The sequence below is a fragment of the Streptosporangium sp. NPDC006013 genome, assembly GCF_040614275.1.
Classification (GTDB): Bacteria; Actinomycetota; Actinomycetes; order Streptosporangiales; family Streptosporangiaceae; genus Streptosporangium.
On the sequence record NZ_JBEXUE010000026.1, the window covers coordinates 18,975 to 42,238 of the forward strand.

The following is a 23,264-nucleotide window of genomic DNA, read 5'->3' on the forward strand; positions in this document are numbered from 1 at the left end:
AGGTGGTATGGCGTCTGGTCAGGCTATCGGCCCCTTTACTGCTTGTTATAGAAATTATAGGATAACTTCCGTCTTGCCTGATGCAGGTGTTGTTACGGGGTGCCAATGCAGCATAGACAGTTATCTATAGGCTTATTGTGCGCTATAAGCCTCCTGAGCGCCTCCAGTGCGCTGGGGGCCACAGAGGTCAGACGTTATGACGGGGAAGCCCTGTTCCAGGGAATTTTCCTGGGGCAGGGTCAGGTAGCGGAAACATATCCGGACCTGCGTGCCCCATCCTCGACCGGGGTCTGGCCCGCAGCCAGGGCCCAGCAGCTGGTCGCCCAGATAAAGCGCGCCGAGCCGGGTTTCTTCGCCGCCTTCGAGACCGCGATCACCAGCGGCGACCGGATCCGTATCGAGCAGGCCGCGTCCTCCGCCGGCGCGCTGGCCGCGAAGGTGCCGGTCGGCGACAGCGATCCCGCGTCCGCCCCCAACGTCGCCTACTCCTTCATCGTGGTCGATTCCACGCTGCTCAAGCAGACCAACACCATCTGGAACACCAACCGGATCTGGAGCGTCGTCCCCGAGGGCGGCACCGTTCTGGCCCAGGAACGCTGGGTCGACGACGTGGCGAAGACCCTTGCCCGGTGAACGCCGACGTCAGGCTGGGCGTCTCCACGGTCGCACTCGGCCTCGGCTGGACCGCCCTGATCCTCTATGTCGTCATCGGCCAACTGCCCAGTGCCGCCCTCCGACTGCCCGCGCAGCGAACGGTGAGCGAGGCGGCACGGCTGGTCGCTCCCCAGGGGTGGGCGTTCTTCACCAAGTCCGCCCGCGAACCGAGGGAGACCGTGTGGCGCGCGTCCGCCACCGGAGCGTGGCAGCCCGCCACGCTCGGGCCGCACGCCGAGCCGCACAACCTGTGGGGGTTTGACCGACGCTCCCGCGCCGAGGGGGTCGAACGCGGCATCCTGCTCGCGGCGGTACCCGCCGACCGGTGGCGCGACTGCCAGAGCGAGGTGACCGGATGCCTCGGACTGCCCGGTGCGGCGGTGCCGGTGCGCAACCCCTCTCCCGATCCGATCCTCTGCGGAACGCTTGAGGTGACACGGCAGAAGCCACTGCCGTGGGCCTGGGCGGACGCCGCGGCGCACACCCACATGCCGGTCTCGGTGGTGCGATTGGAGGTCGCATGCTGAGTGGACTCGGCGCGAAGGCGCGAGGGATCGCCGAGACGAGCCCATGGACGAACGTGTACGGGCTCGCAAGGACCCTTCTCGCCCTCTGTACCCTGACCACGCTGCTCGCCAGCGAGACCTCCTCGCTCTTCAGGCCCGCGCAGGGCGTTCCCGGCTATCCGTACTGTGACGGCGTCGCCGCCTACGGCCTGTTCTGCGTCGTCGACGCCGACCGGGCGCACCTGGTGGCCATCGTGGTCCTCGCCGTCGCCGCCTCCGGGTGGCGGCCGCGGTTCACCGCGCTGCCGCACTGGTGGGTGGCCGTGAGTTTCCAGGCGTCCGCGACGATCCCCGACGGCGGGGACCAGGTCGCCGCGGTGCTCACCCTCCTGCTCCTGCCGATCGCGCTGACCGACGGACGCGCCTGGCACTGGGGACGCCCCCAGGCCGTCGGTGACCCGGTCGCCTCACTGGTCGCCTGGTCGGCCCTGCTGGTCATCCGTGTCCAGGTCGCGGGCATCTACCTGCAGTCCTCGGTGGCGAAGCTGGGCCGGGAGGAATGGGCGGACGGCACCGCCCTGTACTACTGGCTCAGCGATCCGCTGTTCGGTAGTCCCGGCTGGGCGGCGGGGGTTCTCGAACCGCTGCGCGTCTCATCGGTCGGCGTCACGCTGCTCACCTGGGGACCGGTGGCGATCGAGTTCGCCCTGGTCATGGGGCTGGTGTCGCGGCGTGCCGTCCGGCCGTACCTGCTGGTGGCCGGTCTCACCCTGCACACCCTCATCGGGCTGCTCATGGGGCTGGGAAGCTTCGCCCTGGCGATGTTCGCCTGCCTCGTCATGTACCTGAGACCGCTGGATCGGCCGTTCGCGTTCGGGGACGCGACGCTTCCAATGGCTCTTCCACACCGACTGCGCGTCCTTCCCGGCTCCGTTTGGCAGGCGATGGCACGTGTCGCCCGTCAGCCCAGGGACGCGAATGTTGCCGAGGCCGGCCTCGGCTTGACCGATACCGACGCACGCCGCTGAACACCTGGCGGCCGGCCAGAAGACGGCCGGCGCCGCGGCACCTATTCGAGCTGCGCACATTCGTGGCCTGACTCCGCGCACGCGGAGCGATCACGATTCGGCCGTTCACGCCGTGCTGATTCGAAGAGCAGCGATACGGGGAAGGAAGGAAAACGATGAGCGAGCCTCTCGTTCGGGGAAAGAAAGGCGGCGAGAGCCGCGTGACACAGGTCCTGTCTCAGGAGAACGGGATCAACCGCCGTCTCGGGCTCGACCGGACGGTGATACCGAGAAGAACCGGCCTCCAGTTTCCGACCCAGATTCCGTTCGCCAACTGGGAGAGCATCGGCCGCCAGCTCTCCCTCATCGCCGACTCCTCCGCGTGGTGGCTGGGCGACTGGCTGGTCTACGGGGAGAAGCAGTACGCCGACCGCTACCGGACGGCCATCGAGCGGACGTCGCTGGACTACCAGACGTTGCGCAACTACGCCTGGGTGGCCCGCCGCTTCGGCCTGCCCCGGCGCAGGGACAAGCTGAGCTTCGCCCACCACGCGGAGGTGGCGGCGCTGAGCGTGCCCGAACAGGATCTGTGGCTACAGCGCGCCGAGCAGCACGCCTGGTCCAGGAACCGCCTGCGCAAGGAGCTCAGGCAGGCGGCCGCCCTGAGAAACGGGGAGGGCGAGGCACCGAGCCCGCCGACGGGCGGTGACGGAGGTGACGGCGAGACCTCGGGCGGCTCCGGGCTCGCCGTGAAGCTGCAGCTGAGCCCGAGCCAGGAACAACTCGAACGCTGGGAGTTCGCCGCACGCAAGCACAACTGCGATCTGGTCAACTGGATGGTCCTGGCGCTGGAGAAGTTCGCGCGGGAGGTCACCCAGGAGGGGGCGGGGGTCCCTGGCTAGAGCTCCATCCGGCGCAGCAGCGACCGCTTGGCCGAGCTGAACTCCTCGTCGGTGAGCACCCCGGAGCGGTGCAGATCGCCGAGTTCGGCCAGGCGGCGCACCAGGGCGTCGTGATCCTCCAGCTCGGCCAGGCGCTGCCGCCGATCGTCCGGCCGGCTCGGCGGCAGCGCGGGCGGCTCCTCGGCACGGGGCGACAGCCGGGCCAGCACGGCGGCGGCGACCAGGACGGTCGAGCCGCCGTACCGCTGCACGCTCCAGGCCAGGCAGTGCAGGTCCTTCTCCGCTGCCACGGCGGGGGCGGTGCCCCTGAGACGGAAGCGGAGGCGGCCATAGCCGATGCCGGTCTGCGGGGCCCACTCCACGCCCTCCACATCCCGCAGCAGGAACGTCTGCGGGCCTGCCTCCTCCTTGACCGACTTGGCGAACACGCTCCATTCCAGGCGAATCCGCTCGCCGTCGAAGTTCACCGTGCCGTCACCCGCCGAGGCCGACACCGGTACGGCGGGGCCGGGCAGCAGGAACGACTCGCAGGGACCGCTCGGCACCTGCTCCAGCATCAGGTGGGTGCGCACCTCGTCGGCGAAGTACTCGGCGGCCCCGGTGCGCCCCTTGGGGACGGCCAGCCGGTACGGGTCGGCGGATCCCGACAGCCGCCCGGTGACCACGTCGGTCAGCGGATCGGCTCCGGGCCGCAGGCGGAGTTGCAGGTTGCCGCCCTTGCGCGAGGGTTCGAACGACGCTCCGGAGATCGCCGCGAGGGGGATCTCCAGTTCGCCGAGCGTCTTGCGCAGTTCGTGGACGTCGCTGTCCCCGCCTGGCACGATCCTGAGGATTTCACTGTCGAACGTCCATGATCCGTCCGGAACGGAGATCTCGGCCATGTCGTCACCCTAGGACATCAGGGAGCGTCGCCGTACGCCCCCGGCAGAGGTCGGTCGTGTCACAACACATCGACGGCTCACTGGTGCTGGATGGCCCGCAGGACGTTCATCCGCGAGGCCCGCCGGGCCGGCCAGATCGCCGCCACGACACCGATCAGGACGGCGCTGAGCAGGTAGAGCCCGAGCCGGCCGTACGGGATGTCGAGTACCTCGACGCCATCGGCCGCCATCACCCGCTGCAACGCCCAGCCGAGCGCGGTCCCGAGAGCCAGACCGGCCACGGCACCGAACAGCGACACCATCACCGACTCGTAGCTGATCATGGATCGGGTCTGGCCGCGGCTCATCCCGACGGCTCGGAGCAGCCCGATCTCGCGGGTCCGCTCCATCACCGACAGGCTCAACGTGTTCACGATGCCCAGCGCGGCGATGGCGATCGAGAGCACCAGCAGGACCACGATCAGGTTCAGCACCTGATCGATCTCCTGGCGGGCGTCGGCCCGTACGGCCTCGCGATCCTTCAGTTCGACGTTCGGGTAGGCGCGCAGCGCCGACCGCACGGCCGCGAGGGCCTGCTCCTCGCCACCGTCGTCGAGGTCGACGAACGCCTTCTGGATCAGACCGGCCGGAGCGTGCGCCTGGTAACCGGCCGGACTCACGACGAAGGACATGCCCAGGACCTCGTTGGCGGCGAAGAGGCCGCTCACCCGCAGGGTCGCGGTGGACCGGTCCGGGTACCGGCCCGTGACGGTGCTGCCCACCTTCCAGCCACGCTCCGCGGCGAGTGCGCTCTGCACGAGCAGCCCGTCGGCGGCCAGGGTGCCGGTGCCGTCCTCGATCTTCAGGTTGGCCGGACCCGCCAGCGCGACCGGGTCGGCGACCAGGACGGGCACCTGCCCGTCGGCGATCCCCATCGTCCCGTGCCGGACCGCGGTGACGCCGCGCACGCCCGGGACGGCGGCCACCCGGTCCACCGTCTCCTGGCTGAAACCGGTGAGACCGCGCGGGTCCAGGGAGAGGTCGGCGCCGAACTGACGCGCGATCCTCTGGTCGGCGGACGCGCTCATCGAGCCGGCCACCACCGTCGCCACCGAGACGAGCGCGAGCCCGACCATCAGCGCCGACGCCGTGGCCGCGGTACGGCGGGGATCCCGCCGGGCGTTCTCCCGGCTCAGCCGCCCGATCGTGCCGCCGAGCCGGGAGATCGGCCAGCCGAGCAGCGCGATGACCGGCCGGCTCAGGAACGGGCTGAGCATTGTCAGGGCGAGCAACGTCAGCAGACCGCCGCCGATCACCAGGGCAGTGCCCCCCGCCTTCCCGGTCGCCAGGCCCGCGGCCAGCGCTCCCGCGCCCAGCAGTGCCATGACGACGCCGGCGACGAGACGCAGGGTCATCGAACGGCGGGTGAGCGCCACGTCGTCGCGCATCGCCGCGACCGGCGGGATCTTCGCCGCGCGGCGCGTCGGCAGGTAGGCGGCCAGCAGGGTGACGAGCATGCCGACCGCGTACGCCCAGATCACGGTCGAGAGCCCGACCACCGGCGTGCGCAGCGGAACCTGGGTGCCGCCGGTGAACCGCTCGAACAGCAGCCTGAGCCCGTAGGACAGTCCCACGCCGGTGAGCAGGCCCAGGGTCGAGCCGAGGAAGCCGATCCCGAGTGCCTCGCCGAGAACCGCCCGGGTCACCTGGGCGCGGCTCGCGCCCATCGCCCGGAGCAGCGCGAGCTCCCGGATCCGCTGCACGACCAGCATGGTGAACGTGTTGAGGATGATGAACGATCCGATGAAGACCGCCACCCCGGCGAACACCAGCAGGAACCGGCTGATCAGCTCGAAGAGCGAGCTCAGCTGGGACTTGACCTCCTCCACCTCGTCCGCGCCGGTCTTGGCCTCGTACTGCGCCGGGAGCGCCGCGCCGACCTGCTGGAGAAGCTGCTGCTGCGAGACACCCTCGCGCGGCCGTACGAAGATCGCCGAGTACTGCCCGGGGCCGGTCAGCAGGGCCTGCGCGGTCTCCGGGGCGAACATCACGTAGGTGGCGGCACGACCGACCTGGTCGTTGACCGCCCTGAAGACACCGGCGACGCGCATGGACTTCGTCGCCCGCGCGGTCACCACGCTGACCGGGTCGCCGACCTTGAGCTGCCCCTCGGCCGCGGTGCGCTCCTCGACGACGACGTCGTCGGCCGCCGAGGGCTCCCGGCCGGAGAGTATCTGCAGGCCCGCGCCCGGTCGCTCCAGGTACGCCGCGCCCAGGTGCGCCGCGCGGTCCTCGCCGACGATCCGCCCGTCCTGGCGGACGAGCGCCGCGTACCCGTCGTACTGTCCCCTGAGTTCCGCGGCGCCGGGCACGCTCTGCTGCAGCGTGCCGACCAGGGAGGCCGGTATCGTGGCCGGTGTCGCGTTCTCACCCTCGGCCGGTTTGGGCCGGACGACCACGGTCGTGGTCTCGGTCCGCCCCGCGAAGATCGGGTCGAAGCTCTGGGTGGCGGTGTCCCGGAAGATCATCGTGCCCGCGACGAAGGAGACCCCGAGCGTCACCGCGAGCACGGAGAGCAGTAGCCGGACCCGGTGCGCCAGGAGATTGCGCAACGTGAGTTTCGCGAGCATCAGATCCGCCCCTGCTTGCCGGGGGCCGTGGTGCTCGTCCTCGCGGGTTCGAACCTCTTCAGCCGCTCCAGGACCTTCTCCGCGGTGGGTTCCGGCATCCGGTCGACGACGCGGCCGTCGGACAGGAAGATCACGTGATCGGTGTACGCGGCCGCCACCGGGTCGTGGGTGACCATGACGATGGTCTGGCCGGTCTGCCGCACCGACTTCTGCAGGAAGCCCAGCACCTCGGCGCCGGACCGGGAGTCGAGGTTACCGGTGGGCTCGTCCGCGAAGATGACGTCCGGCTTGCCGGCGAGCGCCCGCGCGCACGCCACCCGCTGCTGCTGGCCGCCGGAGAGCTGGTTCGGACGGTGGTCCAGTCGCTCGCGCAGGCCGGTGGTCTCGATCACGGAGTCCAGCCATTCCTGATCGGGCGTGCGGCCGGCCAGCCGGATCGGCAGGACGATATTCTCCAGCGCCGTCAGGGTGGGCAGCAGGTTGAAGGACTGGAAGATGAAGCCGATCCGGTCCCGGCGCAGCCGGGTGAGCTGCTTCTCGTTCAGGTCCGTCACGTCCTGGTCGCCGACGAACACCCGCCCGGAGTCCACGCTGTCCAGCCCCGCCATGCAGTGCATGAGGGTGGACTTGCCGGAACCGGACGGCCCCATGATGCCGGCGAACTGGCCGCGCGGGATGTTCAGCGACACGCCGTCGAGGGCCGCCACCGCCGTGTCTCCGGTGCTGTACCGCTTGGAGATGTTCTCCGCGCGGGCGGCGACGGGCTCACCCGTCTCCTCCGCCAGCACCGCCGTCGAGTTCTTCATTTCCGGCTCCTCGGACAGGTGTGTAGTGGTCGTGACAGTTCGTTCATGGCCTCTGCTGATATCCCGGTATTGAATGGGTGGGACGGAGAGCGCTGGGCGTTAGGACGCCGGAGCCCTTTCCGCGGCAATGATCACGACAATCCCGAGAACCGCCAGGATCAAGTTCGCGTAGATCTCGTAACCTTCGAGGAAGGCCACGTTATTGACGACGACGCGGTTGAAGAAGTTGAGCACCGCGCCGAGGATGGGCTGGACAGCGATCTGGTCGATGGCCCCGCTTACGCCTTCGAGGATCATGATGAACCCGATGAGCTGTAAGGATTTACGCACGATTCAACATTAAGGCCGAGCGTGGCGGCGGGAATCGGTCGTCGGCATCTCCCGTCCCAACCGAAGTCGCCGATGCGGAGCCTGCTTTCCGACTAAAGTATGAGCCGCGTCGACTTTGGTATAACGACCGTCGGCGGGACACCCGAATCGGACCGCCTGCCGTCAGCATTGGATCGTGGCGGAAAAGGCCACAGCACGTTCTACACGGTCCGGTAAACGGCCGGGATCAGGAGCAGCCGAGATGCAGCCACTGAAAATCGAAGGCGCATGGATTGACGACCCGAAAATCCACATCGACGATCGGGGAGGTCTCCACGAATGGTTCCGCGAGGAGGAGTTCCATGCGGTCACCGGACGGCGGCTGCGGCTCTCCCAGGCCAACTGCTCTGTTTCACGCCGGGGCACCCTGCGCGGGATTCACGTCGCCGACGTACCACCGGGCCAGGCGAAGTACGTCAAGTGCGTGCGAGGGGCGATGCTGGACGTGATCGTGGACATCCGCGTCGGCTCACCGAGGTTCGGCCAGTGGGAGATGGTGCGCCTGGACGACGAGGACCACCGGGGAGTGTTCCTGTCCGAAGGACTGGGGCACGGCCTGCTCGCGCTGACGGACGACGCGACCGTGATCTACCTGTGTTCGGAGGGCTACAACCCGACCAGGGAGCGTGGCATCCACCCACTCGATCCCGAACTGGGCATCACCTGGCCGGCGGACGTCGAACCGCTCCTGTCGCCCAAGGACGCCGCGGCGCCCACCCTCGCCGAGGCGCGCGCAGGCGGTCTCCTGCCCTCCTACGAGGAGTGCCTGGCCTTCTACGCCTCGCACGCCCGCGGGTAGGAACTCGCCGGCCCGTCGTGACGGTTCCCGGCCATCGCGCCGGCCGGGAACCGTCACCAGGTCTCCGCGGCACACCATCGATGGGTGAGCGCGCACCTTCTCAGCGGAAGGGCTTCGCCAGCTCGGGGTGGGCCGTGCGCAGCGCGTCCCGCCAGGGGCGGAGCGGCTCAAGGCCCAGCTCCCGCAACCGCGCGTGGCCCAGGATGCTGAAAGCCGGTCGCTTCGCCGGGCGGACGAAGGACTCGGAGGTCGTCCGGCGCACCCGCTCGGGATCGGTGCCGGACAGCCGGAAAACCTCCTGGGCGAGCTCGAACCAGGAGGCCTTCCCGGAGTTGGTGATGTGGAACACCCCCGCCGCGGAGCTGAGCTCGCCGAGCGTGACCAGCCGGTCCGCGAGGTCCGCGGCCCAGGTCGGCTGCCCGAACTGGTCGTCGACCACCTCGACGGTCTCCCGTTCCGCCATGAGACGGAGCATGGTGCTCACGAAGTTCGGTCCGTGGGCGCCGTACAGCCATGCGGTCCGGACGACGGCGGCGGAAGGCAGTGCGTCGAGGACCGCCTTCTCCCCGGCCAGCTTGGTCCGCCCGTACGCGGTCTGCGGCTCGGCCGGGTCGTCCTCGCCGTACGGGACGCCCGCGTCACCGGAGAAGACGTAGTCGGTGGAGACATGGACCAGCCGGGCACCGTGCCGCGCGCAGGCCTCGGCGAGCAGCCGGGGGCCGTCGGCGTTGACCAGGTAGGCCTCTCGCTCCCGTTTCTCGGCGTCGTCCACCGCCGTCCAGGCGGCGCAGTTGACCACGACCCGCGGGGTGAGTGTCTGGAAGGCCGACTCGACCTGGTTCCGGTGGCAGATGTCCAGGTCCCGGCGGGTTCGCGCGGCGACGTCATACCCTCGTCCGCGCGCCAGCGCGACCACCTCGTGCCCGAGCATGCCTGCCGCCCCCGTGACGAGCCAAGTCATGGCGTCCTCTTCCTGAGCGATCGGCCGCGCAAGTGTCTCCCGGTATCGTGGCTCTGATCATTCTAAATGTCGATTTGATCAATGACGTTCACTGTCGCGACGTGCCGTCTTCCGCCGTCGTACCCGCCGCAATGCCGGGCGATGACGGCGCGCGGCGCGCCGCACCGCGTACACGCGAGCAACCACCGAGCAGACACAGGGCCTTTGAGCATTATTCGCCATCGCCCGGCACGGGTCCCTGATCCGGCGAATCACTGGATCAGGCCTCGTGATAGGAGTTCCGAACAGGTGAGGGCGGGACGCCTGCGGCGAGGTGGTCACCCCCGCCGCAGGCGCGGTCTTCAGCGCGCACCGGCAGGCGAGACGCCGCGGCCGGTCGCCGGGAGACAAGGGTTAGAAGGCGGTGGATCCGCAGGTGAAGGTGGCGCAGGAAAGGTAATCCAGGCAGGTGATGCGACCACACGGATACAGGCTGCTTTCCGCGGCGGCGGGGAGCAGGTCCAGGGCCTTGATGTCGAGTTCCATAAGAGGTGTCCTTTCGTTCATGGAAGACACCGCGGGTACCGCGGCGGCCTTCATCCCGCCGGTCCGGCCGGTGGGAGTCTGCGATGCGATCAGTGGCTCGCTGCTCAACGAGCATCTCCCCCCGGCTGTCAGATCCGAGCGCGGACTCATCGGCGCATAAGGGCCGGGTACCGCTTGGATCGTGATGACATGCCAGGACGAGGACCCCGGCGACGGTAGCCCGCGAGTCTTATAGGTCGCTTAACTCTTCTTTTCGCTCGCTTACGGCCGGAACTGAATCGCCCCGGTTTCGAGGGAACCGCCGTGGCCGTGTTCACGGGCCATACTCACGCCGAGTCTCCCCACCGTGAGTGTGCGATCGATCCTTATAGGGATCGTCACGCACGCCGACCCCCTCGCGGGCTCCGATCGCTCGGCGGGGGCAGGGGCGATCGTGATGCTCATTCCCTGCGTCCTGCTTGTTGCGATCACCGCCGTCATCTGGGCGCGCACGCGACGGACCGGTCCGCCCCTGACGCCGGGGAACATTCCGTCCGCCCGGTGATCGTCGGTGGTCGGCCCGCCGCACGCGGCGCGGTTCGCTCAGCCGTGCGTCAGGAGGAACATCAGAGCCTCCATGAAAGCCGGATCGGTTCAGCTGGTGAGTGTTCGGGATGCCTCCACCCTGTCGGTCAGGCCGGAGACGTCGACGGCACGGTTCGATCGCCAAACGAGCCCTATCAGTCCCTCTCTTCCCACGGGGCCGCAGGCAGTGCTGCCTCTTCACGCCCTGCCGCTTTTGGCCTGGTTAGGCATGGCGCGGCGGCGGTACCATCTGGCTCCCACCCGAACCGGAGGGCCGCGGAGTCGGCGGAAGCCTCTGTGCACTTTCCAGCGAGAAGAGCACCATATGTCGTCCTCGTCCGTTTCCAGGTGTCCGGTTCTCGATCCCATGGCCCGTGCGATGCACGCGGAGGCTGCCGCGTTACGCGCTCAGGCGCCGGCGGTGCTCGTCGAGCTTCCGGGGCCCGTCTACGCCTGGTCGGTCACTCGGCACAGCGTCATTCAGGCGTTGACCGGTGACCCGCGCGTCTCGCGTGATCCCCACCGGCACTGGCCCGGTCTGGCCGACGTGCCCGAGGGCTGGCCGCTGGCCACGGGCGTCCTGAATCAGAGCTTCCTCAACGCCTACGGCGAGGAACACCGTAGGTCCCGGCGCCGCATCGCCCCGTCGTTCTCGCCGCGGCGGGTCGAGCGGATGCGTCCGCACGTCCAGGCGACCGCGGACCGCCTGGTCGAGGCGCTCGCCGCCCTGCCGCCTGGGGCGACGGCCGACGTGCGGCAGGCCCTGGCACTGCCGCTGACCATGACCGTCATCACCGACCTGTTCGGCGTTCCGGACCACCTGCGCGAGAAGCTCGGCACCGCGATCGACGCCACTACGGATTGGTCGGCCGACCCGGAGCGGGCGCTGGCCGCCCAGGCCGAACTCCACAACCGGTTCACCGAGTTTGTGCGGTACAAGAGGGAGCATCCGGCCGCCGACCTGACCAGCGACCTGCTCCTGTCGTCCGAGCCCGACGAGGAGCCGATGCCGGAACCCGTGCTGCTCGCCACCCTCTTCGTCACGATCGGCGCGGGCTACGAAACCGCCGTCAACCTCATCACCAGCGCCGTCCAGGCCCTGCTCACCCACCCCGAGAACCTCACCCGGATCCGCGAGGGAGGCATCAGCTGGGAGGACGTCATTGAGGAGACGCTGCGTGCCGAGGGCCCGGTCATGCACCTTCCGCTGCGTTACGCCGTCGAGGACATCGATCTCGGCGAGGGCGTCGTCATCGGTAAGGGTGACCCGATCATCATCGGCTTCGCCGCCGCCGGGCGCGATCCGGAACTCCACCCGGACCGCCCGGACCACTTCGACCCCACACGGACAAGCAAGGAGCACCTCGCGTTCGGCCATGGACCCCACTTCTGCCTCGGCGCGCATCTCGCGCGTCTGGAGGCGGAAGTCGCCCTGACCACGCTGTTCGAGCGCCTGCCGGACCTCGCCCTCGCCCACCCCGGGGAGCAGCCCGCCCGCATGCCGTCGTTCATGATCAACGGCCCCGTGGGCCTGGAGATCGTTCCTCATCCGGCGTGACGTCACGGAAGGCGGTGTCGCCGATCATGTCGTCGGCTCGCAAGCGGCGGAAAATCGCTGCCGGGGCCTGGCTGGTACTACCCGCCGACCGTGATCACGGAGGTCTCGCCGGTCATGCGACTGTGGCGCGAGGAGGCCTTCAGCCCGCTTCAGCGCCGACGAGATGCCGGAGGGTTGATGAACGAGTACCGCAGAGCAGCCTAGGGATCTTGTGAAGCGCCAGGTTGGAGCCGGTGCGCAAATTTTGGCACGGCACAGGCGTCGAGGGCTGCAACTGGCTGGCCGGCGGTGGTCATGAGCGTAAGGGCGGTGCTGCGGGTGTCGACTCGCGTGTATTGGAGAGAGACGGCTGCCGAGGCCCTGACGACGATCCCGTAGTCGGTGCCGACAGGGATCTCAAAACCTTCCATGTCCAACGGGTCGTCGAGCCGGAAGTGCCTGACCCGACCGGCGCCACATACAAGGCCCTCAACGGTGACGGGTGGCCGATCGGTGAAGAACACGTCGACGGCGAGTTGGGCGTCTTCGTCGGTCCGATTGAGCACGCACAATGCCTCGTGTCCGGGGGGCCCGGATCACCGATCGGTGGCCGCCAGCAGTCCGGGAACACCCAGGTGTGAGTTAGCTCGGTCATCAGACACGCGCCGTGCTGGGCCAGGTCGCGCGGGCGCGAGCGGAGTTCCAAGTGTCGATCATGTTTTGCTCCTGGGGCGTCTCGACGGTCAGAAGAGGGCGAGGGGGTTGATCAGGCATCCAGTGGCCCCTGTGAGCCTGATCGGGGCCGCGGTGAACAGGAACTCGTACCGTCGACGCATCGCACACGCTGAGGCCAGGTCGTCCAGACCGAGCGCATCGAAGAAGTGCAGGCCCATCGCTGTGATGCCGAGGACGTGCACCGGAGCTTCGACGCTGGGGACTCGGGACGGCTCGACATCGCCGTCGCCGTCGAACCCGAGGGCTGAGACTTCCCGCTCCGCGAACCAGGGCATGGCGGCGACGTCGAGCCCTGCCTTTGCCTGTGCCGAGTCCCACGGTCCATCTTGCTCGCGGCGGGCGAACTGGCCGGTGCGGATCAGCACGATGTCGCCGGTCCGCACATTGACGCCGCTGCTGCGTTCGGCGGCCTCGAGCTCGTCCCGACCGATCGCGTGACCTGGGTCCAGCCACTGTCGGCCGTGCAGGGCGGCGATGTCGAGCAAGACGCCTCGACCGGTGATGCCGGCCTCAGCTACCTCCAGGCCGCCGGCGTCCTGGAACCAACTGACCGGTACGCCGTTGGTCCCGGCGCTGGGGCGGATCAGGCTGTCGGAGCTGTCCCTGCGCGATGTACGGCGCATGTTCACCGCGCTGGCCGGACACCGGAACCGGTACGGCAGATCCCTATCGGCGGCGTCGCTGGAGCGGATCCGCGCCACGCTGCGGGCCGCGCTGAACGAGGCCGTCTGGGAAGGGCTGATCAACAGCAATCCCGCCCGCGCTGTGAGGCTGCCGGCCGCATCACGTCCGAAGGCGCAGGTGTGGACCAAGCGGCGCGTGGCGGCCTGGAAAGGCCACCGGCGAGAGGCCCACGGTGGCGGTCTGGACGATCCCGCAGCTGGTGGCCTTCCTGGACGGCGTCCGAGAGGATCCCATGTTCCCGCTGTGGTGGCGGGCCGCGCTGGGTGGATCTCAGCCTGGAGACGGCCGAACTCTCCGTGGCCCAGCAACTGGTGCACGTCGGCGGGAGGCTGGTGCCGTTCCCGCCCAAGAGCGCGGCCGGCAGGCGCACGGTCGCGCTGGATCCGCAGACGGTCCGGTTCCTGCGCCGCCACGAGTGTGACCGACGGGCGCTGTGGCCAGGCCGGGGATGATACGGCACTCATCTTCACTCGCCAGGACGGCAGCCCGGTGGCGCCGGACTATCTGACCTACCGGTTCCATAATCTGGTACAAGAGAGCGGGCTACCGCCGGTGCGGCTGCACGACCTGCGGCACGGCGCGGTGACGATGGCGCTGGCCGCGGATGATGGGGGAAATCTCGCTTGCCGGGATTCGGGGGGCAGGAGACACTGCGGCATGCATCCCTACGGGCAGGCCGATGAGCTCGACCAGGCCGTCGCGCATCTACACGGCGTTGCGCGACGGTGGTCTCGACGCCGAGCCCCTCGTCGAGCTGGCCCGCCTGACGGAGGAGTGGGACGTGCCCACTCCCGTCACGCGGGAACTCCTCGAACGCCCCGCCGTCGAGTTGACGGACGCCGACCTGGCCCGGCTGGGCGAGGCCCTTCTCGACGAGATGGGCTTCGGGCCGACCTTCGCCCTGGAACCGGGCCTGCTGGTGCCGCTGGAGGAGGCGCTGAAGGTCGTGGAGCGTGACGTCCGCGCCGCGGGGATCACCGGGACGCTTCGGATGGTCCTGCCCGACTGGGACACCATGGGCATGGCATGGGTGGAGTTCCAGGGCATCTGCCATGGCAACGGCCTCGGGCCCGGAGGGGACGCCCAATGGGTGCTCCGGTACGTGGCCGACGCCACCCAGGAGGTGGTCGTGGAGGCGACCTGGAAGATGTGGCCCGCCTGCCCGGTGCACGACCGGGGCCTGTGCGCCGAACTGGAGAACGAGATCGCTGTATGGCGTTGCACGGGGGGCGGGACGCACACCGTCGCGCCAGTGGGTGAACTGCTGCCCAAACGGTGTTAGCGGTCTTTGGCCAGCCGGCTTGGGCCCAACTCCTAACGAATTAAAAGAGGAGGGCTTCCTATGCGGTGTGTGGTGCCGTGACCTGAAGTTTCGCGCCGCATCGGGTATGACGGGCCGGGATCGTTCCGCGCATGTTCCGGATCTTCATGAGCCAAGGGTGTCAGCGGTAGGGATAGATATGGTCGGTGGATCCGATCAGAGCCGGACCGGTGAAACGGGCAGAAGACAGGTGGACACCCGTGGCACGTTCGGCAAGGGCCAGAGCGCTGCAGACGGGATCGTCGGAGAAGTCGATCTGGTCACCGTCGATGTCCACGCCGAGGTCCTCGACATCCGCATGGAGGCGGTCGGGGTCGGACCCCCTCCTCAAGGAATAGGCGTACAAGCTGAACGTGGTGATCTGCCGGCGGTCGACGCAGTAGGTGAAGCCGTCGTTGTTGATGGTCATGAACACCGAGGCCGCGGTCGTACCCGCGGACAGCAGATGGGCCTTGTCGTAGACGGTTCTCGCCCAGCCGTATTCGATCAGGACGGTTCCGCCGCTGGCCGCGTAGGCTGCGACGCCCTGTCCCGACTCGCTCAGAGAGCCCGGGGTGACGTGGATCCGCCGCAGTGCTTCCCGAGGGGACAGGGCCCGCACGAAGCCGGCGCAGAGCCAGGTCTCGTCGGTGTCGTCACTGAACTTCTCACAGAGCCATTCATAGGTCGCTGCCGTGGCGCCGCCCATTCATCTGCCTTCCGTGGAAGCCGTATCGCGGTGATCATGGCAGAGGGGGCCGACAACTTCGCTCGTTGTCCATGCGCTGTCAGCGCCGGGGCCCTGAGATCCGGACATGGACGCAATGAATAAACAATGGGATGACTTCCGGATGAAGTACCCCGGTCGTGGGGTCAATGTCAGGGAGAAGTGCATGAGGGAGGACGGGGGGATAGGCGTGAAGGCGCCCTGGAGGTGTGGTCCATTGACGTATAGTCCCGCTTGATCCTTCGCGGGTTGTTCTGAGACGGTGAGCCAAGATGAGGATGCGTTATCGCGCCAGTGTGGCGATCATTCTGATAGTCGCAGGGGCCCTGTTCACTGTGCACGTTCAAACGAACGGGACCCCCAAGGACGTCTCCGGCAGCTCCGAGCATGGTGGCCGCCGAGGCGAGGACGTCACCCCCTCGCCGACCGCGTCACACAGAAAACCCTGCGAGGCCCCCGCAGCCGAGCACGACGTCTGCGCGAGCGGGAAGCCCCGACGACTTGAGCGGGAAGCCTTCATAGCGGACTGCGTGGCCGCCGATGTCGTCGGGCTCTGGTCGAACACGTGCGCCGAGGCGGCGGAGCCGGTGGCGGAGACGTATTCAACATGCCGATCTGTTCGGAAGACATTGCTGCAGTGCGAGAATTCCGCCGTGTACACGGCGTGCGTCTATCGTGGAGGTGGAGCGATCTGCGGAGATTCCGAGCCTGTTTATCAGGCATGTCGCACTCGTGATGACACGGACATCCCGCGTAGCGTTTGCATCGAGGGCACCATCGAATACCGAAAGTGCCGGCACGGATGGGGGGTCACCGTGAGCGGCGATGTCTGTGTGCCGGCCACGGCCGCCTACGAGAATTGCAGGACACATTCATCCGTTACTGCTTGCCAACACGTGCGAGATGAGTACGCACGAATTCATTACCGTTGAACCCTCTCATCCCTTGTGCCTGCCGATAATGTCATCCGCGCAGGTCATCCAGCTTGCCCGGCTCCTCCAGGCTTGTGTCCGCTTCGGGCTCTGGAAGGGGGCCGATCGCGGCAGGATGCTCACTTGTGCTCTTTCGCCTGCTCTGTCTGACCGTCACGAACGCCTTTGCCGCGCTGCGGTTGCTGCCGATGGGGGATAGGGAGAAGGACGCCCAGATCCTTGCCCTGCGCCACCAGGTCACCGCTCTTGAACGGCGACTCGGCGCGGACACCAGGGTGAAGTTCGCTCCGGAGGATCGTGCCTTCCTCGCCGCGCTTCTGACGTCTCTGCCCCCGCGAGGTCCTACGCCGGCTGCGACTCCCGCGTGCGCGGGGTCGGCCAGATGCCGCCCGTACTGGATCTTGTACACGCCGATGAGCCGGTTCTGCTCAGTGCAGCCCGTCGAGGAACTCCTCGACCACCGAGCGGAAACGCGCCGGCTCCTCGATGTGCGGCATGTGGCTGGACTCCTCGAACACCACCCAGCGCGAATCGCGGATCCGTTCGGCGAAGGGCCGGACGGTCGCCGGAGTCGCCTCGTCGTGACGACCGCTGATCACGAGAGTGGGAGCGGCGATGGCGGGGAGGCGATCGACGATGCTCCAGTTTCGCAGCGAGCCGATCACGTGGAACTCAGCCGGTCCGTTCATGGTGTGATAGACGGTCGGGTCGGCGTCGATCGCCGCCAGTGTGGCTTCGAGTTCCTCCGGCCAGGGATCCAGCCGGCACACGTGGCGCCGGTAGAACACCCGCATCGCCTCGACGTACTCCTCGCGATCGGTTGTGCCCGCGGCCTCGTGCCGGAGCAGTGCGGCCTGGACATCGGCGGGCAACGCCGCTCGGAGCTCGGCCGCGGCGTCCGACCACAGCCGCATCGACGCCGGCGAGTTAGCGAGGATCAGCCCTCGGAGTCCGGCCGGCCGTCGTACGGCGTGCTCCGCGGCCAGCATCCCGCCCCAGGACTGCCCGAACAGCACATAGTCCTCCGCGATGCAGAGCCCGTTGAGCAGCGCGTCGAGCTCGTCGAGGAAGCGTTGCACCGTCCACGAGCCAGGATCGGCGCCGGGCAGACGCGTCGACCGCCCGTTACCCAGCTGGTCGTAGTGCACGACGGCCCGGCCCGGCCCGGCGAGCTCGGTGAGCGAGAGCAGATAGTCGTGCGTCGCGCCCGGGCCGCCATGGAGCGTGACCAGCGGCGGTCGGTCGCCGACGGAGCCCGTGACGCGATACCAGCTCCGCTGCTCCCCGACCTCGATGAAGCCCACTTCCGTAGGCTCGGCGTAGACCATGCCCATCCTTTCGCTTCCTGTGCTCCGGTCGATGTGTGTCGTCTGCGTGCTGCCGTCCTCCGCCGACAGTTCGGCCACGTAGGCCCGGCATCGGTCTCACCACTGCGGCGGGTGCCGCTCAGGCCAGCCGATCGCCTCCTCGAGCCGGGCGGCCAGGCCGAGGAGCAGCCGTTCGTCGCCGTGGCGTGCACCCGTGAGCTGCACGCCGACCGGCAGGCCGTCCGGCGTGACGTGGATCGGCAGCGAGACGGCCGACAGCCCGCTCGTGTTCTGCAGCGGTGTGTACGCCGACCACCGCAGCATGCGCAGCACGGCCGGCTCGGAACCACCTGTGTGGAAGTAGCCGAGGGGTACCGCCGGTCCGTTCGACACCGGGGTGAGCGCGAGGTCGAACGGACGCAGTCCGGCGATGAGGCTGCTTGAGAGCGCCGCGAGGGCCGTGATGGACCGCACGAAGTCGGCAGCGGACAGGCGGTCGCCACGCTCGAGCATCCAGCGGGTGTCCTCCTGCAGCGCCGAGGTGGCCGACGGCGGCAGCCCGGTGAGCATGCTCGACACGACGCCGGCGATGTAGTCGAAGAGTGCGTCCACGCCGGACGGGTCCCATGGCGCCGGGTTCGCGACCTCGATGAGCTCGTGACCGAGTTCGTCGAGCAACGCGGCGGTTCGCTCGACGGCGAGCACGGTCTCGGGGTGCGGCTCGTCGAGACCGCTGTCCGTCCAGACGGCGACTTTCAAGGACCTGCGCGGTGGCTGCGCGGTCGCAGCGAGGAACGATCGCCCGGCGCGCTGCGGCACCTCGTGGAGGCCGGTCGTGTGCTCGACCGCCATGACGTCGAGCAGCAGCGCGGCGTCGGCGACCGTCCTAGCGAGCGGGCCATCGGTACTGAAGGCGAAGAAGGAATGGGCGGGGGCGGCGCTCACGACTCCTCGCCCGGGCTTGATCCCGACGAGTCCGCAGACGGCCGCCGGGGTGCGGATGGAACCCGCACCGTCGCTGCCGTGTCCCACGGGCACGAGCCCGGCTGCGACTGCGCTCGCCGCACCGCCGCTCGACCCGCTCGCGGAACGGCCGAGGTCGTACGGGGTCACCGCCGCACGGCCGACGACGGCGGTCTCGGTGTAGCAGGGGATACCGAACTCCGGAGCGTGTGTCGTCCCGAGCGTCACCGAGCCCGCCGCGCGGATGAGACCGACGGCCGCCGCATCGATGTCGGCCGTCTGCGTCGGGATCGCCATGCTCCCGTTCGTCACGGGGACTCCGGCGATCGGCTGCAGATCCTTGAAGGCGATCGGCAGTCCGAGGAGCGGCCGATCCGGTCGTGGTCCGTCGGCGAGCAGCCGGTCCGCTTCGGCGGCCTCCCGGAGTGCGAGCTCCGGCGTCGTGACGACGAAGGCGCCGAGCGGGCCGGCCAGGCGATCGATGCGATCGAGGTAGTGCTCTGCGAGCTCGACGGCGCTGATCGTGCGATCGGCCAGGGCTGCGCACTGCTCGACGGCGGTCAGTTCGTGGAGGGCGGTCATCGTTGAGTTCCGTTCGTCATTGGGTGGCCGTCCAGCGCTGCGACTGCTGTGCGGCGAGCTGCGTCAGATCGCCGAGGGCGACGTTGTAGTCGACCACGTGCAGCCCGAGCCCCGAGGTGCTGCTGCCAGGGGGGAAGAGGGCGGCGCCGCCGGTGACCTGCAGCCAGCTCGCCGTACCCGAGCCGTCCGACTGCACCCGGCACTGCCCGGTGAGCGTGTCCGGGTAGCGGACGAAGCCGGTTGGCCGGTTCTGCAGTGTGAAGCCGGAGAGCACCAGCGAGAGGTGCCCGTTCGGCAGCACGACGGTGCCCTCGAGGAGCCGGTTCGTCGGCAGGTAGGCGTCCAGTGGCAGAGCGGCATCCGAGGCAGAGCCGGCGAGGAGGGCGGCAGGGTTCACGCAAAGGATGCGATGGTCCGGGGCGGTGTTGCGGCCGAAGAGCGCGTCGGGCGCTGGTGCCTGGCCATCCGGGCTCGCGTAGCTCGAGTAGGCGACGATACAACCGGTGGGCATCGGTGCGCTCGTCGAACTGCGCTCGCAGGACGGTAGATCCTGGAAGGTCGAGGCGGGATCGGGTGCGGGCGCGGCACCAGGTTCGTTGGCGACCTGCACGTTCCCGCCCAGCAGGTAGGCCGCGACGAGCTGCTCGCGTTCCGCCGTGTCGCCGTCGAAGCGCTGCTGCAGCAGGGTGATCAGGTCGGCGGAGCCCTGGGAGTGCCCAAGTAGGATCACGCCTCGACGCTCGTGCGTGACGGGGTCGGTGTTGAAATGGTCCCAGTAATCGGTCCAGGCGTTCGCGATGTCCATCGCCCCGGTGGAGTAATCGGTGGAAGTGCCGGTCAACACGCCGGCGGCCAGGTTCAGTAGGGGCGCTTGCCGATAGACGGGCACGAACATGCGGCACAACCTGGAGAAGCGAGCCACCTGTGTGAGTGTGACCGCGAGGTGCGTGTCGTTCGCGACCGGCGGAAGTGATCCAAGCTGCAGGAGAGGGTTCGGCGTCAGGTCCACCGTCGGGTAGACAGAGAAGCAGTCCATCGCAGGTACGGCGGGGGCGGTGAAGGGCTCGACGGAGACGGCTCCTGCGGTGGTGATCGTCGTCGCGTCGAGCGTCACGTCGTGGCCGCTGCCGAGGTATCGCTGTGTGAACGGCGTCCCGGCGGTGCCGCGCTGCGGGTTGCCGGAGAGGTCCTGGTTGCAGGGGTTCGCAGCGACCCCGGGTCGGCACAACCAGACGGTGCTCGCCAGCGGCAGCGCGGCGGAGCTCGATGCGGACGAGTTCGCCGAGGCCGCTGCGGGTGCCGGGACGATGCCGGCGCCGAGGAGGGTGAGCAGAGACAGCGCCGAGGCGACTCGCCCTCGGAGCCCCGTCCGTGATCCGGGCGTGCGTGCGCCCGCGCTCATCGGACGCCTCGGATCGGCTGGATCGCGAGCGCCCCGAGCATGCTGAAGGCGGCCGCGCCGATGAAGAGTGACGTGTAGTTGCCTCCGGAGCCCGTGCCGGTCCCGATGGCCAGGAAGATCGGGGCGATCGCCGGTGCCACCATCTGCGGGACCGCGTTGGCGATGTTGAAGACGCCGAGGTCCTTCGCGGCGGTCGCTCCTCCGTTCGGGAGGACCTGGGCCACGAGCGCGAGGTCGACCGCTAGGTACGCGCCGAGCGCGAGTCCGCCGATGACCATGCCGATGAGGAACGTGCCCCAACTGCCGGCCGTGGCGATGACGATCATGGCCACGCCGTACACGGCGGCCGAGCCGAGCACGAACACCTTCCGGCGGCGGAGCCGGTCGGACAGCCATCCGCAGCCGATCGAGCTGACGACCACGGTCGCGGTGAGCACGAGCGTCGACTGCAGGATGAGCGAGGGGATCTGCGCTGTCTCGACGCCGAGCTGATCGGAGAGGTAGTACACCTGATAGGTCTGCAGGATCGCGAAGCCGGTCATCATGAGGAACCGGCCGAGCCAGGCCCAGGCGAAGTTGCGGTGACGGATTGGGTCGACCCAGAAGCTGCGGGCGAAGGCGCGCAGGTCGTAGCGCAGGCGGTCCGCGGAGTCGAGGCGACGATCGCGCAGCACCACGGCCAGGACGATCACGGTTGCTGCTGCCAGCGCGCCGGGGAAGAGGAACATGAGCGCGACCGAGCTGCCGACGGACTGCACGAGGAAGACACCGGCGACCACGCCGACCGCCTGGCACATGCCGACGAGCCCGGAGACCTTGCCGCGCTGGAGATCGGGGACGTGGTCGATCAGCAGGGCGGCGAGGGCTGCGTTGAGGGCGCTGAACCCGGCCTGGGTGATGCACCAGCCGACCAGCATCACCGGGATCGTCGCCGCGGTCGCGAGGAGGCAGAGCCCGGCCAGACCGACGACCAGTCCGCCCAGCAGCCAGGGGCGGCGCATACCCCAGCGGGAGGTGGTCCGGTCGCTGAGCTGACCGAAGAACGGGCCCGACAGCAGGGCGACGACCGCCGCGACGCCGAGCACGAGGGAGAGACTGCCCGCCGCATTGTCCGGATCGATCTGCTTGATGCGGATCGCGAGGGTCACGGAGAGGGGAGTGAGGGTCGCGACGGCGACGCCGAGCACGGCGGCCACGAAGGCTGCGATGAAGCCGGTGCTCGCTGCCGGGGGACTGGAGGGCGGGGTGGGATCCGCCGCCGTCGTGATCTGGTCGTCAGCGTTCGTTGCCATCTCTGAACCGCCTTCTGCGGTGGTGCCCTAATCGATGAGGACGAACCTTACTAACAGCTCAGTAAGTTTGACTAGACCGAAACTGACAGACCACTAACTTTGGCGTATGATCGCCCCGTGGCCCCGAAACCGGCACCCGAGAGCGATCGACAGGTCTCGCCGTCGCCTCGCGGCGTGCGGCGACGCGAGCAGATCGTGGACGTGGCGCTCACCCTGTTCGCGAGCAGTGGCTATCGCGGAACCGGGATGACCGAGGTCGCCTCGCAGGTAGGGATCACCGAGCCAGGGGTGCTGTACCATTTCGGCACGAAAGTAGGCCTCCTGCACGCCGTGATCGAGCAGCGCGCGAAGCTCAGTCAAGCCTTCGCTCGTGACGTCGCCGAGCAGGGCGGACTCGCGGGCATCCGCGAGATCATCGCCCTCGCGCACCGCAGCGCCCGCGAACCCGACCTGATCAAGCTCTTCGCCGTACTGCTGGCCGAGAACTTCGAGGACGACGGCCCGGCCCACGACTTCTTCGTGGAGCACTACCGAGCCCTCCGGGTGAGCGTCGTCGAGCTCATCGAGGCCGGTCAGCGGCGCGGTGAGCTTCGCGCGGACGTCGATCCGGCGCTCAAGGCCGTCGAGATCCTCGGCACCCTCGACGGCATGGCCAACCAGTGGCTGCTCGACCCGGAGGCCGTCGACTTCGTGGCATGCGTCGAGGCCTATGTCGCGACGCTCGAGCGGGATCTGGCACTCGCGCCCTCGTCGTGATGTGACTGCGGATGATCACCTGACCGTCGTCGAGCAGATGCTTGACCGGCCGGATGTCCGGCAGGGCCTGGTAGGTGAACGCGAGCCTCCCCGGCGACACCTCGCCCAACCCTTCCGGCGCTTCGGCGCGCGACATCGGCTTGATCAGTTGCTCATGCATGCTCATCACGACGCGCCGGCATCCGCGGCACCCGCATGGAACCCGATAACCGGTTCAGGATAGATCCGCACACCACATCGAGCCGCTCACCCGCCACGGCTGGAGCCGCTGTCGGGCCTGGGGCCACCTCGCTCGCCACCCACAGGCTGTGGATGAAGCGGATCCGCGCGGAGCCGGTGGGCTGCGGATCTGAGGTGATCCGGCTCCATGCTAAGCGCCTATCCAGAAGTTCTGCGCGTAACCGGGCGTGAGATCGCCGGGGCGTGAGGGCGTTGACACGGGCCTCGCCGGGGGTTGGATCGAG

22 protein-coding genes and 1 pseudogene are annotated in these 23,264 nt (G+C 68.7%); 10 read left to right on the top strand and 13 right to left on the bottom strand.

Features of this window, described 5'->3' with window-relative positions; all coding sequences use genetic code 11:
* Positions 1-135 precede the first annotated feature (135 nt).
* From ABZ260_RS06690 to ABZ260_RS06705, 4 genes are all read left to right on the top strand, one after another.
* Positions 136-633, top strand: coding sequence for a hypothetical protein (locus tag ABZ260_RS06690; RefSeq protein WP_355613714.1), 498 nt, complete (start codon positions 136-138; stop codon positions 631-633).
* Positions 630-1,181, top strand: a complete 552-nt coding sequence (locus ABZ260_RS06695; RefSeq protein ID WP_355613716.1) for an SdpA family antimicrobial peptide system protein — start codon at positions 630-632, stop codon at positions 1,179-1,181. Before ABZ260_RS06690 ends, ABZ260_RS06695 begins: the two co-directional genes overlap by 4 nt.
* On the top strand, positions 1,175-2,188 hold the full coding sequence (locus ABZ260_RS06700) for a sporulation-delaying protein SdpB family protein (protein ID WP_355613718.1): 1,014 nt from the start codon (positions 1,175-1,177) through the stop codon (positions 2,186-2,188). The genes ABZ260_RS06695 and ABZ260_RS06700 overlap by 7 nt, the downstream gene beginning before the upstream one ends.
* A gap of 155 nt (positions 2,189-2,343) precedes the next feature.
* Positions 2,344-3,069: an LmbU family transcriptional regulator gene (locus ABZ260_RS06705; RefSeq protein WP_355613720.1), complete on the top strand. Its 726-nt coding sequence runs from the start codon at positions 2,344-2,346 to the stop codon at positions 3,067-3,069.
* On the opposite strand, the gene ABZ260_RS06710 is transcribed toward ABZ260_RS06705, so the two are convergent.
* From ABZ260_RS06710 to ABZ260_RS06725, 4 genes are all read right to left on the bottom strand, one after another.
* Positions 3,066-3,950, bottom strand: a complete 885-nt coding sequence (locus ABZ260_RS06710) for a DUF4429 domain-containing protein (protein ID WP_355613722.1) — start codon at positions 3,948-3,950, stop codon at positions 3,066-3,068. The two genes, ABZ260_RS06705 and ABZ260_RS06710, sit on opposite strands and share 4 nt — an antisense overlap.
* A 77-nt stretch (positions 3,951-4,027) precedes the next feature.
* A complete protein-coding gene (locus tag ABZ260_RS06715; RefSeq protein WP_355613724.1) occupies positions 4,028-6,559 on the bottom strand; it encodes an FtsX-like permease family protein in 2,532 nt (843 codons plus the stop codon).
* Positions 6,559-7,365 (bottom strand): ABC transporter ATP-binding protein, encoded by an 807-nt coding sequence (locus tag ABZ260_RS06720; RefSeq protein WP_355613726.1) that lies wholly within the window; start codon positions 7,363-7,365, stop codon positions 6,559-6,561. Before ABZ260_RS06720 ends, ABZ260_RS06715 begins: the two co-directional genes overlap by 1 nt.
* A 99-nt stretch (positions 7,366-7,464) precedes the next feature.
* Positions 7,465-7,695 (bottom strand): hypothetical protein, encoded by a 231-nt coding sequence (locus tag ABZ260_RS06725; RefSeq protein ID WP_343963212.1) that lies wholly within the window; start codon positions 7,693-7,695, stop codon positions 7,465-7,467.
* A gap of 241 nt (positions 7,696-7,936) precedes the next feature.
* Here ABZ260_RS06725 and rfbC point away from each other — a divergent pair, with 241 nt between their 5' ends.
* Positions 7,937-8,533, top strand: a complete 597-nt coding sequence (rfbC, locus tag ABZ260_RS06730; protein WP_355613728.1) for a dTDP-4-dehydrorhamnose 3,5-epimerase — start codon at positions 7,937-7,939, stop codon at positions 8,531-8,533.
* Positions 8,534-8,633: 100 nt separating this feature from the next.
* Here the strand turns inward: rfbC and rfbD are convergent, their stop codons facing one another.
* Both rfbD and ABZ260_RS06740 read right to left on the bottom strand, forming a co-directional pair.
* Entirely contained in the window at positions 8,634-9,494 is an 861-nt protein-coding gene (gene rfbD / locus ABZ260_RS06735; protein WP_355613730.1) for a dTDP-4-dehydrorhamnose reductase, read from the bottom strand.
* A 393-nt stretch (positions 9,495-9,887) separates the two neighbouring features.
* On the bottom strand, positions 9,888-10,019 hold the full coding sequence (locus ABZ260_RS06740) for a hypothetical protein (protein WP_350927639.1): 132 nt from the start codon (positions 10,017-10,019) through the stop codon (positions 9,888-9,890).
* A 943-nt stretch (positions 10,020-10,962) separates the two neighbouring features.
* Between ABZ260_RS06740 and ABZ260_RS06745 the strand changes: the two genes are divergently transcribed.
* On the top strand, positions 10,963-12,141 hold the full coding sequence (locus ABZ260_RS06745; protein WP_355613733.1) for a cytochrome P450: 1,179 nt from the start codon (positions 10,963-10,965) through the stop codon (positions 12,139-12,141).
* Between the two features lie 45 nt (positions 12,142-12,186).
* Positions 12,187-12,345, top strand: a pseudogene (locus tag ABZ260_RS06750) (aldehyde dehydrogenase family protein); the annotation flags it as partial.
* On the opposite strand, the gene ABZ260_RS06755 reads toward ABZ260_RS06750, so the two are convergent.
* Both ABZ260_RS06755 and ABZ260_RS06760 read right to left on the bottom strand, forming a co-directional pair.
* The gene (locus tag ABZ260_RS06755) at positions 12,342-12,686 is read right to left on the bottom strand and encodes a sensory rhodopsin transducer (protein WP_355613735.1); all 345 of its coding nucleotides are present in this window, start codon (positions 12,684-12,686) and stop codon (positions 12,342-12,344) included. The pseudogene ABZ260_RS06750 and the gene ABZ260_RS06755 sit on opposite strands and share 4 nt — an antisense overlap.
* A 177-nt stretch (positions 12,687-12,863) precedes the next feature.
* Positions 12,864-13,601, bottom strand: a complete 738-nt coding sequence (locus ABZ260_RS06760) for a cyclase family protein (protein WP_355613737.1) — start codon at positions 13,599-13,601, stop codon at positions 12,864-12,866.
* A gap of 201 nt (positions 13,602-13,802) precedes the next feature.
* Between ABZ260_RS06760 and ABZ260_RS06765 the strand changes: the two genes are divergently transcribed.
* On the top strand, positions 13,803-13,991 hold the full coding sequence (locus ABZ260_RS06765) for a hypothetical protein (RefSeq protein WP_355613739.1): 189 nt from the start codon (positions 13,803-13,805) through the stop codon (positions 13,989-13,991).
* A gap of 227 nt (positions 13,992-14,218) precedes the next feature.
* On the top strand, positions 14,219-14,821 hold the full coding sequence (locus ABZ260_RS06770) for a hypothetical protein (protein WP_355613741.1): 603 nt from the start codon (positions 14,219-14,221) through the stop codon (positions 14,819-14,821).
* Between the two features lie 160 nt (positions 14,822-14,981).
* Here the strand turns inward: ABZ260_RS06770 and ABZ260_RS06775 are convergent, their stop codons facing one another.
* From ABZ260_RS06775 to ABZ260_RS06795, 5 genes are all read right to left on the bottom strand, one after another.
* Positions 14,982-15,548, bottom strand: coding sequence for a DUF6461 domain-containing protein (locus ABZ260_RS06775; RefSeq protein WP_355613743.1), 567 nt, complete (start codon positions 15,546-15,548; stop codon positions 14,982-14,984).
* A 1,378-nt stretch (positions 15,549-16,926) separates the two neighbouring features.
* The gene (locus ABZ260_RS06780; RefSeq protein WP_355613745.1) at positions 16,927-17,826 is read right to left on the bottom strand and encodes a proline iminopeptidase-family hydrolase; all 900 of its coding nucleotides are present in this window, start codon (positions 17,824-17,826) and stop codon (positions 16,927-16,929) included.
* A 96-nt stretch (positions 17,827-17,922) separates the two neighbouring features.
* Complete coding sequence (locus tag ABZ260_RS06785; RefSeq protein ID WP_355613747.1) at positions 17,923-19,350, bottom strand: amidase; 1,428 nt, start codon at positions 19,348-19,350, stop codon at positions 17,923-17,925.
* Positions 19,351-19,366: 16 nt separating this feature from the next.
* Positions 19,367-20,752 (bottom strand): DUF3089 domain-containing protein, encoded by a 1,386-nt coding sequence (locus ABZ260_RS06790; RefSeq protein WP_355613749.1) that lies wholly within the window; start codon positions 20,750-20,752, stop codon positions 19,367-19,369.
* The gene (locus tag ABZ260_RS06795) at positions 20,749-22,044 is read right to left on the bottom strand and encodes an MFS transporter (RefSeq protein WP_355613751.1); all 1,296 of its coding nucleotides are present in this window, start codon (positions 22,042-22,044) and stop codon (positions 20,749-20,751) included. The genes ABZ260_RS06790 and ABZ260_RS06795 overlap by 4 nt, the downstream gene beginning before the upstream one ends.
* 117 nt (positions 22,045-22,161) lie before the next feature.
* Between ABZ260_RS06795 and ABZ260_RS06800 the strand changes: the two genes are divergently transcribed.
* Positions 22,162-22,800 carry a TetR/AcrR family transcriptional regulator gene (locus tag ABZ260_RS06800; RefSeq protein WP_355613753.1) on the top strand — a complete coding sequence of 213 codons (639 nt, stop codon included), beginning with the start codon at positions 22,162-22,164 and terminating at the stop codon, positions 22,798-22,800.
* Positions 22,801-23,264 lie beyond the last annotated feature (464 nt).